Raw genomic sequence first — 14945 nt, forward strand, 5'->3', positions numbered from 1 at the left:
GAGAACCGCTCCAGAGAAGGACCGAATCGCTGCAAGCGTCCTCCTCCGGAGCAGTTGTCCTGCGCCCGCGCGACCGGCGCCCCTGAGCACAACACCCGACCTCGTGCTGTACTGGGTGCCATGCACCTGAACCCGTACGGCGAGTACGCGGTCCTCCTCGCCGCATCCCTCGCGAACGACTGGCCGGCCGATCGCGCCGGCATCGTGGAGCGAACACGGACCTTCGGCATGACGATGACGTTCCCGGAGCTCGCCGATGAGGAGCACGAACGCGTGCGCGAGGTCGTCGACGAATGGCTCACGGTCGTCGACGAGCCGGATCCGCAGCGGCGCGCGACGATCTTGAACGCGCAGATGGCGACCGCGAGCGCGTATCCGCGACTCACCGATCATGATGGCGAGGGCTGGCATCTCCACTACCGGGACGCCGATCAGTCACTCCCCCACGTGCTGCGGGCCGTCATCAGCGTTGGCACGGCCCTCCACATCAGCACGCGCGGTATGAGTCGGTTGCGGCGATGCGCGGCGGGCGAGAGCCCCGGGGATCCGTGCCGGAGGGTCATCGTGGACGTCACGCGCGGCGGTCGACAGCGCTACTGCTCCGTGCGCTGCGCCAACCGAGACGCCGTCCGCCGGCACCGCGCCCGCGCGCGGGGAACCATGGCCTGATCGGATGTCGCACGGGCGGGTGACGATGGATGGCGACGGCTGACACCCGACCACGACGGCGGCCCCACGAAGACGGAGAGCCGGCGACCACGGACATGACCGCGGTCGCCGGCTCACCAGGTGTGCTCGTGCTGCTGACTGCTTACTGCTCGAAGGTCGCGTCGAGCGTGATGTCGACGCCCGTGAGCGCCTTGCTGACGGGGCAGGTCGCCTTCGCGTCCTCGGCCGCGCGGAGGAAGGTGGCCTCGTCGATGCCGGTGACCTCGCCGCTGACGGTGAGGGCGATGCCGGTGAGCTTGAAGCCGCCCGCCGAGTCCGGTCCGAGCGTGACGTCGGCCTTCACGTCGAGGGATTCGATCGTGCCGCCGGCTTCACCGAGGATCGCGGAGAACTGCATGGCGTAGCAAGCGGAGTGGGCGGCGGCGAGGAGCTCTTCCGGGCTGGTCGCGCCATCGGCGGATTCTGCGGCGCGCTTGGGGAAGGAGACGTCGTAGGTCCCGATCTTCGAGCTGCTCAGCTCGACCTGGCCGGAACCGTCGTTGAGGCTGCCGTTCCAGGCGGTGCGTGCGGTGCGAGTAGGCATGTGTGACTCCTTCGTTTCGAGAATTTCTCGATGCCGAGTCAAACAGAGAACGACCGTTCTCGCAAGCGCCTCCAGACGATTCCCTGCTTGAGAGGAGGGGGATCCTGCTCGAGGAGGACTGATTCGCCTGTTTGAGGGCAGGAAGATCACACGAGAGGCGGATGGGCTCGCAGGAATGGTCCCCATCTCGCGCGGTAGTCATCTACTCATACCGCTCTCACCGGTGCCGCCGAAGCCTACTCAGCCACGGAGGCGCGCGTCTCGGTCCAGTCGACGATGAGCTTGCGCTCGGCGAAGTACCAGGCGCCGTCGAGCTTCGCGAAGGCATCAAGATAGCGGAGCGACGCGATCATGATCCGGCGCTCCCCGTCGACCCGGAACAGATGGTGGGCGAGCGTGTAGCTCTCGCCCGTCGCCGAGTCGCCGTCGAGGACGATCGTGCTCTGGCCGTTGAAGTGCGTCGTGGCGTCGTACTGGTTCAGGTCTGCGAAAACGGGCGTGAGGGCTTCGCGTCCGTCGAGCGCGTAGCTCGCCTCGGAATGCTCGCCGCCCATGTAGACGACGAAGCGCGAGTCCTCCGTGAAGAGTGATTTCTGCCCCTCGGCGTCGCGGCGGTCCGCGCAGTGGGCGTAGGCATCGAAGAGTTCGCGAATGGCGAGCCGATCTGCGGTTTCTTCAGGGCTGATGGATGTATGGATGGACATGGTTCTCCTGATGTCGAGACGATTCGAGCGCGACGGATCGACCGATCGGACTCGGCGATCTGCGACGCGTTCAGCTAGAGTGGGGATGTTTCCACTTCATGCATCCGAGCGTAAGTGGAAAGTTCCCCACTTGCAAGTCTGGAGTCCGACATGCCCGGAAGATCCCCAGCTCTGCGCGCCGACGCACAGCAGAATCGCGATGCCATCCTCGAGGCGGCGACATCGGCCCTCCTCGACTCCGCAGCCGTCTCGATGAACGCGATCGCACAGCGCGCCGGCGTCGGGAACGCGACCCTGCACCGCAACTTCCCCACGAAGGACGCCTTGATCCTCGCCGTCTACCAGCACGAGGTGGACCAGGTCGCGGCGAGCGCCGCCGAACTCCTGGACGACCACCCGGCCGAGGACGCGCTGCGTCTCTGGATCGATCGGCTCGCCCAGTACGCCATGACAAAACAAGGGCTCGCAGGCGCCCTGCAGGCCGCTTCGTACTCGACCGACGAGCACTTCACCGAGGTCTACGACCAGATCTCGGGTGCGCTCGCCCTCCTCGTCGGCGCCGCCGTCGAGCAGGGCGTGGTCGCCGAGGAAACCGATCCGCACGACGTCCTCCTGGCCCTCGCCGGCCTGTGGCAGATGAACCCGGCGGGCGATTGGCGTGCGCAAGCGCAACGACTGTTCGACATCGTCCTCCGCGGCATTCGAGCCGGATAGTCGCCCACCTCCGCTCCAGTCCACGGTGATACGCTTCCGTCATTCGGCCGATGTCGAACCCTGATGGATGCGAGCAGCGGGCTGAGGTGATCACGTCGTGACGGACTTCGGGTACGTGTGGGTGGGGCCACTCGAGCACAATTCGGAGTATCAGCGCGACCTGCTCCGGCAGCAGGGCGTCACGCGGATCTACGAGGACATCAGCGGAAATTCCACCGCGGCGGTACGAGCCCAGCTGACGATCGCCCTCGATGAGATCGGCCCGAACGACACCCTCGTGATCTGGCGTCTCGACCGCCTCGCGAGCACCCTGCCGCAGATCCTGTCGCTCCTCGAACTCCTCGGCAACCGGGGCGTCGGCGTCAATTCGCTCTCCGAGGGGCTCACGACGACGGGGCCGGACGGGGCCGCACTGCTCACGGTGATCGGCGCCTTCACGGAGCTCGAACGGACCCTCACCCGGGAGCGCACGATGGTGAGCGTCTACGCCGCCCGCGCACGCGGCCGGGTCGGCGGACGACCCCGCGCGCTGTCCGCGACGAACGTGGAACGCGTTGCGATGCTGCGCGACCAGGGAGCATCGGTCCGGGAGATCGCCCAGCAGCTCGGCACCTCCCGCGCCACCGTGTATCGCGCCCTCGAACAGCAGGATGAGCCGGCCGACGATCCGGAGTCGGACGCGGCCGAGTCGCGCGACTCCATCACGATCAGCTTCAGCGCCCCGCAGTTCGGCGATCGGGAGTCCCGCCCGTCGCACCCGCTCAGCGGCGCCTGAGCAGCAGCCGACGAGACGCCCGCGCAGGACGTCGGGCAGGCTGCCGAACAGGACCTCGCGAAACCGATCGCCGTATGGCGCTCGTCGTGACGTGAATCGGCTGATTTCGATCAGAACTGTTCATTTGCGTCTCCGCGTCCATATGATGGCCGGGTGATTGCAGCGCAGCGACGCAACCTGATCCTCGACGCCGTCCGCCAGAACGGCGCGGTGTCGATCACCGAGCTCGCGGCGCGCCTGAACACGTCCCCGGTGACCATCCGTCGGGACCTCAGCTACCTCGACACGGCCGGCCTCCTGACCAGGACGCACGGCGGCGCGGTCGCCGATCAGTCGACTCACGAGCGCAGCTACTCGGAGAAGGTCGAGCAGTCGATCCCGCAGAAGTTGGCGATCGGCCATCTCGCGGCGACCCTCGTCGATGACGGCGACGTCGTGGTCATCGGCCCGGGAACGACGACTGAGGCGTTCGCCCTCGCGCTGTGCGAGCGGACGGGGCTGACGATCGTCACGAACTCGCTCCCCGTGGCGGAGGCGTTCGTGAGCAGCCCGGAGAACCAGGTCATCATGACGGGCGGCACGCTCCGCCCGTCGATCCGCGCGTTCGTGGGCGAAGCGACCAGTCGCACGCTCCGCGGCATCCACGCCGACAAGACGTTCCTGTCCGGAAACGGGCTCGTCGCGGACTTCGGGCTATCGACGCCGAGCATGCTCGTCGCGGACTCCGACCGGGCGATGGCCGCCGCCGCTCGCGAGGTCGTCGTCCTCGTCGACTTCACCAAATTCGGCCTCCGATCAGCCATCCAGACTGTGGACACGGCTGCGATCGGTCGCGTGGTGACGGATGCGACGACCCCGCCTTCCGAGCTGGAGGCCTTCCGCGACGTGGGTGTCCGAGTGGATGTCGCATAATCGGTTCTGGACTTTTGGACAGGTTTTAGCAACAATGCTCGCAGGGCAGTTTCGTTTCTGATCCGAAATGCCATGTTTTGAGCGTCTCGACCCGCCGAAGCGTCCTGCACCCGTTCTGCACCCCACAACAAGGAAGTTGGCCCACACCATGAACGCACCCAGATCCCGCCGCCTGTGGCTCGGCGTCGCAGCCGCAGCGGCAGTCCTGACCCTCGGCCTCACCGGCTGCACCAACACCGGACAGAGCACGGGCGGCTCCACGACCGCCGCCGACACGCAGCAGACCGCCAAGGCCTCCGACGGCCCCACCTGCACCCTCGCCGATTACAAGGGCGAGAAGATCGACCTCAAGGACGCGGTCGTCGGCTTCTCGCAGTCGGAGAAGGAGGACAACCCGTTCCGCATCGCCGAGACGCAGTCCATCAAGGACGAGGCCGAGAAGGTGGGCGTGAAGAAGCTCATCGTCACGAACGCCCAGTCGACCCTGTCGAAGCAGATCTCCGACATCCAGGACATGATCGCCCAGGGCGCGAACGTCCTCATCGTTGCGCCGCTCAACTCCGACGGTCTCGAGCCGGCCCTCAAAGCGGCCCGCGACAAGAACATCCCCGTCATCACGGTCGACCGCAAGCTCAGCTCCGGCGCCTGCGAGAACTACGTGTCCTTCCTCGGCTCCGACTTCGTCGACCAGGGCAAGCGCGCAGCGCAGCAGCTCATCGCGGGCACGGGCGGCAAGGCCGACGTCGCGATCCTCCTCGGCGCGTCCGGCAACGGCGTGACCACGGACCGCACGGCCGGCTTCGTCGACGAGATCAAGGCCAACGGCAAGGACATCACGATCGTCGCCCAGCAGACCGGCGAGTTCGCCCGTGACAAGGGCCAGGCCGTGACCGAGCAGCTGCTCCAGTCGAACCCGGAGATCACCGCCATCTACGCGGAGAACGATGAGATGGGCCTCGGCGCGCAGGCCGCCATCATCGCCGCGGGCAAGGTTCCGGGCAAGGACATCCAGATCTACTCGATCGACGGCACGAAGAACGCTGTCGAGCAGATCGTCGCCGGCGCGTACAACGGCGTCGTCGAGTCCAACCCGCGCTTCGGCCCCCTCGCCTTCGAGACGCTGAAGACCTTCCTCTCGGGTGAGCCCGTCGGCCAGAGCATCGTCATCGAAGACGGCGACTACACACCGGAGACCGCAGCTGACAAGGTGAATGCAGCGTACTGATCCGGTTCTGATCCACGGCGCCGATCCCCAGCGCTGAACCGGATCGCCGAACCATCCGCGGACGCGCTCGGGCGCCGACGGCGAGGTGACACCTCCCGCCGGCGCCCGGGCGCCGCACCGCAGCAGCACCCACTCGACGAAGAGAAGGAACAACGACGTGACGACGGAGTCCACCGCAGCCCCCAGCGTGCCCGTGCTCGAAGCTCGTTCGGTGACGAAGCGATTCGCGGGGGTCACAGCCCTCGACTCGATCGACTTCGTCGTCCGGCCCGGCGAGAGCATCGCGCTCATGGGCGAGAACGGCGCCGGGAAGTCGACGCTCATCAAGGTCCTCACGGGCGTGTACCAACCCGACGAGGGCGAACTGCGCCTCGCAGGTGAGCCGATCACCTTCGCCAGGCCGCTCGACGCGCAGAAGTCCGGCGTCTCGACGATCTACCAGGAGGTGAACCTGATCCCGCTCATGAGCGTGGCCCAGAACATCTTCCTCGGCCGTGAACCGCGGAACCGGCTCGGCCTCATCGACTTCCGCCGCATGTACGCCGACGCCCGCACACTCCTCGACGAGTACGGGATCCAGGTGGACGTGCGCCGCCCGTTGCGGAGCCTGGCCCTCGGCGTCCAGCAGATGGTGGCCCTCGCACGTGCCGTCAGCATCAACGCCGCCGTCGTCATCATGGACGAGCCGACCTCCTCGCTCGAAGCGCGCGAGGTGGAGACGCTGTTCCGCGTGATCGGACTGCTGCGGGAGCGCGGCATCGCCATCATCTACGTGTCCCACCGGATGGATGAGATCTACCGCGTGTGCGATCGCGTCACCGTCCTCCGCGACGGACGGGTCGTCCACGTCGGCGGCCTCCACGACCTCCCCAGGATGGAGCTCGTCTCCCTCATGCTCGGCCGTTCGGTCGAGAAGGTCGAGCGCGGCGGGCTCACGGCCTTCCACGCGTCGAACGCGAGCGATGCGCCTCCCGTGCTCGAAGCGTCGGACCTCAGCCGGAAGCACCAGATCGATGCGATCACGATGTCGATCCGTCCCGGGGAGGTCGTCGGCCTCGGCGGGCTCCTCGGCTCCGGCCGTTCGGAGACGCTCAAGGGGTTGTCGGGCGTGATGCAGCTCGATCGCGGTTCCGTGCGTGTGGACGGCAAGCCCGTCCGCAGCGGCTCCGTCCCTGCGGCGATCCGCGCCGGCATCGTGATGCTGCCGGAGGACCGCAAGAGCGAGGGCATCGTCCCGAACCTCTCCGTCCGCGACAACATCGTGCTCGCCGCCCTCCCCAAGCTCTCGCGCGGCGGGTTCTCCTCCAGGCGCAAGCAGGACGCCGTGGTCGACGTCTTCATCAAGCGCCTCCACATCAAGGTCTCGAGCCCCGACCAGATCGTCTCGGAGCTCTCGGGCGGCAACCAGCAGAAGGTCATGATCGCCCGCTGGCTCGCCATGACCCCCAAGGTCCTCCTGCTCGACGAGCCGACGCGCGGCATCGATGTCGGCGCGAAGGCAGAGGTGCAGGCGCTCATCGACGAACTCGCCCACGAGGGCCTCGCGATCGTGCTCGTCTCGAGCGAGGTCGAGGAGGTCGTCGAGGGGTCCGGCCGGGTCATCGTCCTCCGCGACGGATCGATCGAGACCGAGCTCACGGGCGAACGCGTCAACGAGCACGCGCTCCTCGCCGCCCTCGCGGGTGACGGCGATGCTGCCGATGCTGCCGACGACACGGACCCCGACGACTCCCCCACCACCGACGGCACGACGCCGCACGCGACGACGCCAGACACGACGGAAGCGAACGCATGACCCAGACCTCCGTGACCGTCCCCATGCCCTCGAAGAGCATGGTCCTCGGCATCCTGCAGCAGTACGGCGTCTACATCGCCATCGTCGTGCTCCTCCTCTACAACCTCTTCTTCACCCCCAACTTCTTCGCGATCGACAACTTCCGCACCCAGTTCGTGCAGGTCGTGCCGGTGCTCATCGTGGCCCTCGGCATGGCGCTCGTGATCGGGACGGAGGGCATCGACCTCTCGGTGGGCGCCGTCATGGCCCTCGCCGCCGCGATGATCCCCCTCTACATCGGGTACGGGCTCGTGCCCGCCGTGATCATCGCGATCGCCGCGGGTTGTGTGATCGGTCTCGTGAACGGGGTGATGGTCGCGTTGATCGGGGTGCAACCGATCGTCGCGACGCTCGCCCTCATGGTCGCGGGCCGCGGCATCGCGCTCCTCATCGCCAACGAACAGTTGAAGTCGGTGACCGACCCCGGCGTCCTCGCCCTCGGCCGCGACTCCATCCTCGGCGTCCCGTACAGCGTCGTCATCGCGATCCTCCTCGTCGCGGGCGTGGCCCTCCTCGTGAATCGGACAACGTTCGGCAAGCAGCTCATCGCGACCGGTGGCAGCCGTCGGGCCGCGGAGCTCTCGGGACTCCCCGTGAAGCGAATCCTGCTCCTCACCTACGTGCTGTGCGCGGGACTCGCGGCGGTCGCGGGCGTCATCGGCACGGCCCGCCTCGGCGCTTCGGTGCCGTCGACGCTCGGCAACCTCATCGAGCTCTCCGCCATCACCGCGGTCGTCGTCGGCGGCACACCGTTGACGGGTGGCCAGGTGAAGGTCATCGGCACGGTCGCGGGCGCCCTCCTCCTCCAGTTCATCAGCGCGACCCTCATCAAGCACGACGTCCCAGACGCGTACTCGCAAGTCGCCCAGGCGATCATCATCCTGTTCGCCGTGTACATCCAGCGCGGAAAGGTCTTCACGAAATGACCACGACTCTCGAACCGGCCGCCGGGCCGACGAGCGACTCGCAGGCCTCCCGCGAGCGCGTCGCAGGGCTGCTGCAGAGCTACGGGGCCGCGATCGTCCTCGTCATCCTCATCATCGTGGGCAGCGTCGCCTTCCCGACGTTCGCGACAACGGGCAACTTCGCCAACATCCTCACGCAGTCGTCCTTCCTCCTCATCGTGGGCGCCGGCATGACGTTCGTGATCTTGACGGGCGGCATCGACCTGTCCGTCGGTTCCGTCTTCGCGCTCGGCGGGGTGCTCGGGGCGTACGGCTCCACCTTCGGCCTGCTCGGGGCGCTCCTCTTCCCGCTCGTCGTGTGCGGGCTCATCGGGGCGGTGCAGGGTGCGTTGATCGCCTACGCGAGGATGGCTCCGTTCATCGTGACGCTCGCCGGGCTCCTCGGGGTGCGCGGGCTCGTGCTCGCCTCCACCGACGGCGGTTCGACGACGCCGCTCATCACCGATCCCGGGGTCAAGGCACTCGGCCAGAGCTCGTTCGGCGGCCTGCACTGGTCCGTCGTCATCGCGGTCGTCGTCGTGGTCGTCGGCTCGATCCTGCTCTCCCGTTCCCGCGGCGGCCAGTCCGTCCTCGCGGTGGGCGGGTCGGAGAGCGCCGCGACCCTCATGGGCCTGCCGGTCGCCCGGGTGAAGTTCAGCGTCTATGTGATCAGCGGCCTGTGCGCAGGCCTCGCGGGCGCCCTCAACGCCGCCTACTCCTCCTCCGGCGTCCCCACGGTGGGTGTGGGCCTCGAGCTCAACGCGATCTCGGCGGTCGTCATCGGCGGCACCCTCCTCGCCGGCGGGCGCGGGAACATCGTCGGCACGGTCGCCGGCGTCCTCCTGCTGAGCGTCATCCAGAACCTCATCAACCAGGTCGGCTCCCTCAGCTCCTCTGTCCAGGCCGTCGTCTCCGGCGGATTCCTCGCCGTCGTCGTCATCATCCAGACCGTCCTCTCCCGCACCCAGCGGTTGTAGGTCCCGAGACCCTCACCCCATCCGCCGATCCGCTCCACGCCTAGGCGAGGAGCCCGACCCGTAGCCCGCGGAATCCCGAGGGCCGCACCGCCCAACCGGTGCGCGCCCGCTCCTCGTGCTGCCCTGCCCCTGCTGTTCCGTCTCGCCCTGCTGTTCACCGAAGACCCCTTCAACGAAGAAAGGCACCTCGAATGACGTCACAACACACACCGAGATCCAGGGGGAGGACGGTTCTGGCCGCGCTCCTCTCCGGCGCTCTCGCGGTCGGAGCCGCCATCGCGATCGGCGGCACGAGCGCCGCGGCCGCGCCCGCCGCATCGAACACCCACGGTCTGAAAGGCGAGTACTTCCTCTCCTCCGGGCCGGGAGCCGACGACCTCGCGACCCTCAAAGCGACACGCCTCGACTCCGCGGTCAATTTCGCCGACCTGAACCCGAGCTACCTCGCGCTCACAGGTCGGAACACCGACACTGCCGCCCGTTGGACGGGTCAGCTGCAGCCGGAGTTCACCGAGGACTACACCTTCGCCGCCATCGGCGACAACGGCTTCCGGGTCTGGATCGACGGCGCCCTCGTCATCGACCACTGGCAGAAGGACTGGGACAACGAACAGACGAGCGCGCCCGTCGCCCTGACGGCCGGGCAGCGCTACGACATCAAGGTCGAGCAGTTCCAGGAGGCCGGCGGCTCGAACATGTTCCTCCGCTGGTCGAGCGCGAGCGTGCCGAAGCAGATCATCCCGGCCACCGCGTACTTCGCACCGGCCGGCTTCCCCGACTTCGTCCTCAGCTCCGAGGTGTCGACCGACGGGCTCTCGATCGGCGTCTCCTCGGAACAGGAGCTGGGCGGCATCGATGACGCGTTCCTCTCCCACCTGCAGGTGAAGGTCGACGACCAGCCGTATCCCGTCGACGGTCTCACGGTCGTGGACCCGACGCACTTCACGATCGACCTCGGCACGGCCATCAGCCGTGACGGCGTCCCCCGGCTCGTCTACGACGGCGGCGCCGCCGCGACGTTCGGCGGCAACCCGATCGAGGCGTTCGACCTGCCGATGATCAACTCATCGACGTACACGATGTCGACACCGTGGTCGGAGCTCGTCGACAAGGAGCACCCGCTCCCCGAGTACCCGCGTCCGCAGCTCGTCCGCGACCAGTGGACGAACCTCAACGGGCCGTGGGAGTTCCAGGGCGCAGCAGCGGACGCCGCTGTTCCGACCGGTCAGACGCTCGGTGAGACCATCACCGTCCCGTACCCGATCGAGTCGGTCCTCTCCGGCATCGAACGCCACGAGGACCACATGTTCTACAAGCGGACGATCGACGTCCCGTCCGACTGGGCGATCGGTTCCGGCAACCGTCTGCGCCTCAACTTCGGTGCGGTCGACTACCAGTCGACGATCTACCTCAACGGCACGAAGGTCGGCGAGCACACGGGCGGCTACCTGCCGTTCTCGGTCGACCTGACCGATGCGCTCGTCGCGGGTTCCGCACAGGAGCTCATTGTCGCCGTGACCGACACGACCGGCAAGGACCAGCCCGTCGGCAAGCAGCGCGCCAACCCGAGCGGCATCTTCTACACGCCGAGCTCCGGCATCTGGCAGACCGTGTGGATGGAGCCGGTCCCGACCGTCGCGATCGACGACGTCGTCACGACGCCCGACGTGCCGAACGGCGTCGTCAACGTCAACGTGGCCTCCGCATCGGCGGGCGCCTCAGACGTCGTGACCGTGACCGTCAAGGCGAAGGAGGACGGCGCCGTCATCGGCACCGCCACCGGAGCCGCCGGCACCCAGATCCCGGTCGCCGTTCCGAACGCGCACCTGTGGAGCCCAGACGACCCGTACCTCTACGACCTCGATGTGTCCATCTCGGGCGGCGACGTGGCAACGAGCTACTTCGGCATGCGTTCCATCGCCATCGCCGATGTGGGCGGGGTGCAGAAGATCGTCCTGAACGGCAAGCCGGAGTTCCTCCTGTCCACGCTCGACCAGGGCTACTGGCCGGAGAGCCAGTACACGCAACCGACGGATGACGCGCTCAAGTTCGACATCCAGAAGACGAAGGACCTCGCGTTCAACACGATCCGCAAGCACATCAAGGTCGAATCGGCCAGGTTCTACTACTACGCGGACACGATCGGGCTCATGGTGTGGCAGGACGCGATCCCCGGTGACGGCAAGATGACGTCGCCCGCCGCCGAGGATTCGCTCGTCGCGAGCATGCACGACATGGTCGACTCGCTGAAGGGCTGGACGTCGATCATCGGCTGGACCGTCTTCAACGAGGGCTGGAGCGAGTGGAACACGACGCGCACCGGTGAGATCACCGAGGCGATCAAGGCGCAGGACCCGTCCCGTCTGGCGAACGCCCGCAGCGGTCTCAACTGCTGCGAGCTGCCGGGCGACTCCGGCAAGGGCGATGTGATCGACTGGCACGTCTACCAGGGTCCTGGCTTCCCGGCTCCTGATGCGACGCGTGCAGCGGTCGACGGTGAGCACGGCGGTCTCTCGCTCGTGGTCCCCGGCCACACCTGGAAGGGCGCGTTCAGCCCCTACGGCGGGTTCTCGAACTCGGCGGACCTCACGGCCGCCTACGTCGCGAACACGGCGAAGATGATCGAGCCGGCCAGGACGTTCATGTCTGGTGCCGTCTATACGCAGATCAGCGATGTCGAGGGCGAGGTCAACGGGTTCTTCACCTATGACCGGCGCGTCGAGAAGATGGATCTGGCGCAAGTGACCGCGGTGAACAAGCAGGTGGTCGCTGCCGGCAAGCTCGCCGGCACCACGCCTCCGGCCGCCGGCGTCGTCGGTGACGCCGCCTACCCGCTCGACGAGGGCGAGGGCACGACGTCGGTCGACGCCTCCGGTCACGGGCACGACCTCACCCTGAACGGTGGGGCGTCCTGGACCGAGGGTGCGAAGGGCAGCGCGCTCCAGCTCTCCGGCGCAGGGCAGTACGCCTCGTCGGCCGGCACCGTCGTCGACACGTCGAAGGACTACACGGTCGCTGCGACCGTGAAGCTCGACAAGATCCCCGACGCATGGGCTTCCGCGGTCGCGCAGGAGGGTGGCAGCGAGCGCAGCTCGTTCTTCCTCCAGTACGGTGGCGGCGGGTTCGCGTTCAGTACGGTCGACGCGCGTGCGCTGACGCCCGTCAAGCCGACGCTCGGCCAGTGGTACCAGCTGACCGGTGTCTACGATGCGTCCTCGCAGGAGCTCCGGCTCTACGTCGACGGCGTGCTGAAGAGCACGGCGAAGTCGAAGGCCATCACCTCGGTGGGCCGTCTCCTCATCGGCGGCGCCCAGTGGGACAACAAGGTCGTCGACTTCTGGCCGGGAGCCATCGATGACGTGCACCTCTACGGTCGGGCGCTGTCCGCCGCCGAGATCGCACGGGTGGCAGGTGGCGACACTGCCGCCGCCTCACTGACGACCGACGCACCGACGGTGAAGCAGGGTGGGACGCTCGGCCTGCACGCTTCCGGGCTGACTCCCGATGCGGAGCTGACGGCAGCTGTCGACGGCACCGCCATCGGAACGGCGAAGGCCAATGCTGAGGGGAAGGCCGACTGGTCGTGGAACGTCGATGCGGCGTTCGCGCTCGGGGCGCACACGCTCACGGTGTCCGACGCCAACGGGGTTCTGGCCACGGCTCAGGCCGAGGTCACTCCGGGCGACGTCGTCGTTCCGACGGACCCGACCATCGTGGTCAGCGGACCGTCCGGTTCCACGATCAAGCGAGGCGAGAAGCTGACCGTCGCCGGCACCGGGTTCGAGACGGGGGCGGTCCTGACTGCCGTCGTCGACGCCCAGACCGTGAGCCGGGTTCAGGCGCTCGCCGCTCCTGCCGGCGCCACCGTGATCGGTGAGGCGACCGTCGGTGCCGACGGTCGTGTCGACTGGACGTGGACGGTTCCGGCCGATCTCGCGCTCGGTGCGCACACGATGACGGTGTTCGGCACCGACGGTGCTCCGTTGGCCGTGGCCGACTTCGCGGTCGCTGCAGCCGATCCGTCGACGCCGACCGACCCCGGAACGCCCGGCACTCCGGGTACCGGGACGCCCGGTGCAGGCTCCGGTGGTTCGAACGGCTCCGGCCTCGCGAACACGGGCTTCGCGTTCGGTGGCGCTGCGCTCGCAGCGCTCGTCCTCCTGATCGCCGGTGGTGGCGCGCTCGTCGCCGTCCGTCGTCGTCGGGCGGGGAGCGCAACGGAGTAGCGTTCGGACTCCGCCGATTCCAAGGCCCCGCTCGTTACCTCACGGTTGCGGGCGGGGCCTTCTGCGTGCGCCAGATGATCGTCTCGCCCGTCCTCGTCAGGAACGTCTCGAATGCGCTGAGCTTCAGCCCGCAGCGCGAACGAACAAGCTAATTGCGAGGGGGATGGCGGCGATCCCGGCCAGCATGACCGCCCCCGGTCGGGCGGTCTTCACGAAGTCCGAGTCTTTCGGGAGACTCCAGCCACCGACTCGCCTCAAAACCCTATCGACCGGGTGTCGAAAGACGATTGTCAATACTCCTACGACCGCAAGCACGGTAGCTCCTATGACCATAGACACGATCCTCTCAGTACCGACGCTCGATGCAGCATCAGCCAGTCATCCGTGCGGTCGATCTCGTTGGTGGCAGCACTGAGAACCAAAGCGTCCACCAGCTCGAGTCCCATTGTCGAATGCCCATGCCTGTTGCGTATCACCTGGCCCCAAGGGGGCAGGTCAGTGTCGTCTTGTAAACAAACAGATTTACGAGACACGAGGCCGGCCGACGACCCAGGTGGCTTCGGGCCCGGGGGTCCGCAGATCTTGCAGTCGTCGTTCTGTCTCAAGAACTCGTCTGACGGCACTGCGTGTCTCACCGAGGCTGGCGCGGGTTTCTGAGACATGCTGGTGCGACGAGGCAGATCGGATACACCAGAGTGAGCACCGCCGGCCAGGACGCGCAGCTGCAGCTCGACGCTCTTGTCGACGCTGGCGTGCAGAAGCGCGACGTGTTCGCGGACGTGACCTCCGGCAGTAAGACTGCAATCGAGCGGCCCGGTATGACGAAGCTGCTCGAGTACGCCGAGACCGGCGACACCGTGATCGTGTGGCGCATCGACCGTCTCGGCCGATCGCTGATTGACGTCCTCGACACGGTCGAGCTCCTGCGCGCCCGCGGGGTCCACGTGCGATCACTCTCGGACGGCATCGACCCGGCTACATCGACAGGCCGGCTCATGCTCCACTTGCTCGCTACCCTGGCCGAGTACGAACGCGAACTCATCGTCGGACGCGTGAACGCCGGCATCGCCGCGGCACGCGAATCAGGCACACGTTTCGGGCGCCCGCCCGTGAACCCAGACACCATCGCGGAGAAGCTCGCCATCGTCGCCGATGCCCGCAGCCGCGGCCGCACGGCCGCGGAGGCCGCTGCGCTCGTCGGCTGGAGCCGCGCTACCCTCTACCGACACCAGACCGGCGCCTCGAGCAGAACTACATCTGGCTTAGATTTTGAGCAGTTCGGTTTACCCAGATGCTGCACTCTGAGCCGCGCCTTCTCCAGCCGGCAGGCACTCCTCACGCTTCTGCAATGGAGGCTGCGCGAGCCACCCCAGGTAGGGCCG

The 14945-nt window shown here is 67.5% G+C and carries 11 protein-coding genes and 1 pseudogene; 10 read left to right on the forward strand and 2 right to left on the reverse strand.

Annotated features, from left to right (window positions below):
* The first annotated feature begins 120 nt into the window (after window positions 1-120).
* Window positions 121-669: a CGNR zinc finger domain-containing protein gene (locus ACQ3HB_RS14155; RefSeq protein ID WP_430920716.1), complete on the forward strand. Its 549-nt coding sequence runs from the start codon at window positions 121-123 to the stop codon at window positions 667-669.
* Between the two features lie 142 nt (window positions 670-811).
* On the opposite strand, the gene ACQ3HB_RS14160 is transcribed toward ACQ3HB_RS14155, so the two are convergent.
* Window positions 812-1252, reverse strand: a complete 441-nt coding sequence (locus ACQ3HB_RS14160; RefSeq protein ID WP_430920717.1) for an OsmC family protein — start codon at window positions 1250-1252, stop codon at window positions 812-814.
* A 236-nt stretch (window positions 1253-1488) separates the two neighbouring features.
* On the reverse strand, window positions 1489-1956 hold the full coding sequence (locus tag ACQ3HB_RS14165; RefSeq protein WP_430920718.1) for a nuclear transport factor 2 family protein: 468 nt from the start codon (window positions 1954-1956) through the stop codon (window positions 1489-1491).
* A gap of 150 nt (window positions 1957-2106) precedes the next feature.
* Here ACQ3HB_RS14165 and ACQ3HB_RS14170 point away from each other — a divergent pair, with 150 nt between their 5' ends.
* The 9 genes and pseudogenes from ACQ3HB_RS14170 to ACQ3HB_RS14210 all read left to right on the forward strand — a co-directional run.
* Window positions 2107-2670 (forward strand): TetR/AcrR family transcriptional regulator, encoded by a 564-nt coding sequence (locus ACQ3HB_RS14170; protein WP_430920719.1) that lies wholly within the window; start codon window positions 2107-2109, stop codon window positions 2668-2670.
* Between the two features lie 97 nt (window positions 2671-2767).
* The gene (locus tag ACQ3HB_RS14175) at window positions 2768-3445 is read left to right on the forward strand and encodes a recombinase family protein (protein WP_430920720.1); all 678 of its coding nucleotides are present in this window, start codon (window positions 2768-2770) and stop codon (window positions 3443-3445) included.
* A gap of 153 nt (window positions 3446-3598) precedes the next feature.
* Window positions 3599-4357 (forward strand): DeoR/GlpR family DNA-binding transcription regulator, encoded by a 759-nt coding sequence (locus tag ACQ3HB_RS14180; protein WP_430920721.1) that lies wholly within the window; start codon window positions 3599-3601, stop codon window positions 4355-4357.
* Window positions 4358-4505: 148 nt separating this feature from the next.
* Complete coding sequence (locus ACQ3HB_RS14185) at window positions 4506-5582, forward strand: ABC transporter substrate-binding protein (RefSeq protein WP_430920723.1); 1077 nt, start codon at window positions 4506-4508, stop codon at window positions 5580-5582.
* 157 nt (window positions 5583-5739) lie between these two features.
* Window positions 5740-7377: a sugar ABC transporter ATP-binding protein gene (locus ACQ3HB_RS14190; protein ID WP_430920725.1), complete on the forward strand. Its 1638-nt coding sequence runs from the start codon at window positions 5740-5742 to the stop codon at window positions 7375-7377.
* A complete protein-coding gene (locus ACQ3HB_RS14195) occupies window positions 7374-8342 on the forward strand; it encodes an ABC transporter permease (RefSeq protein WP_430920726.1) in 969 nt (322 codons plus the stop codon). Before ACQ3HB_RS14190 ends, ACQ3HB_RS14195 begins: the two co-directional genes overlap by 4 nt.
* Window positions 8339-9337, forward strand: a complete 999-nt coding sequence (locus ACQ3HB_RS14200) for an ABC transporter permease (protein WP_430920727.1) — start codon at window positions 8339-8341, stop codon at window positions 9335-9337. Before ACQ3HB_RS14195 ends, ACQ3HB_RS14200 begins: the two co-directional genes overlap by 4 nt.
* Before the next feature lie 191 nt (window positions 9338-9528).
* Complete coding sequence (locus tag ACQ3HB_RS14205) at window positions 9529-13563, forward strand: LamG-like jellyroll fold domain-containing protein (protein ID WP_430920729.1); 4035 nt, start codon at window positions 9529-9531, stop codon at window positions 13561-13563.
* Window positions 13564-14243: 680 nt separating this feature from the next.
* Window positions 14244-14813 (forward strand): annotated as a pseudogene (locus ACQ3HB_RS14210) (recombinase family protein); the annotation flags it as partial.
* Window positions 14814-14945: the final 132 nt, after the last annotated feature.

This window comes from Plantibacter lichenum (assembly GCF_050587525.1).
Taxonomy (GTDB): domain Bacteria; phylum Actinomycetota; class Actinomycetes; order Actinomycetales; family Microbacteriaceae; genus Plantibacter.

Coding starts and splice junctions, on each gene's coding strand:
- ACQ3HB_RS14165 (WP_430920718.1), bottom strand. CDS start 1,956: ATGTCCATCCATACATCCATCAGCCCTGAAGAAACCGCAGATCGGCTC.
- ACQ3HB_RS14160 (WP_430920717.1), bottom strand. CDS start 1,252: ATGCCTACTCGCACCGCACGCACCGCCTGGAACGGCAGCCTCAACGAC.
- ACQ3HB_RS14200 (WP_430920727.1), top strand. CDS start 8,339: ATGACCACGACTCTCGAACCGGCCGCCGGGCCGACGAGCGACTCGCAG.
- ACQ3HB_RS14185 (WP_430920723.1), top strand. CDS start 4,506: ATGAACGCACCCAGATCCCGCCGCCTGTGGCTCGGCGTCGCAGCCGCA.
- ACQ3HB_RS14170 (WP_430920719.1), top strand. CDS start 2,107: ATGCCCGGAAGATCCCCAGCTCTGCGCGCCGACGCACAGCAGAATCGC.
- ACQ3HB_RS14155 (WP_430920716.1), top strand. CDS start 121: ATGCACCTGAACCCGTACGGCGAGTACGCGGTCCTCCTCGCCGCATCC.
- ACQ3HB_RS14195 (WP_430920726.1), top strand. CDS start 7,374: ATGACCCAGACCTCCGTGACCGTCCCCATGCCCTCGAAGAGCATGGTC.
- ACQ3HB_RS14205 (WP_430920729.1), top strand. CDS start 9,529: ATGACGTCACAACACACACCGAGATCCAGGGGGAGGACGGTTCTGGCC.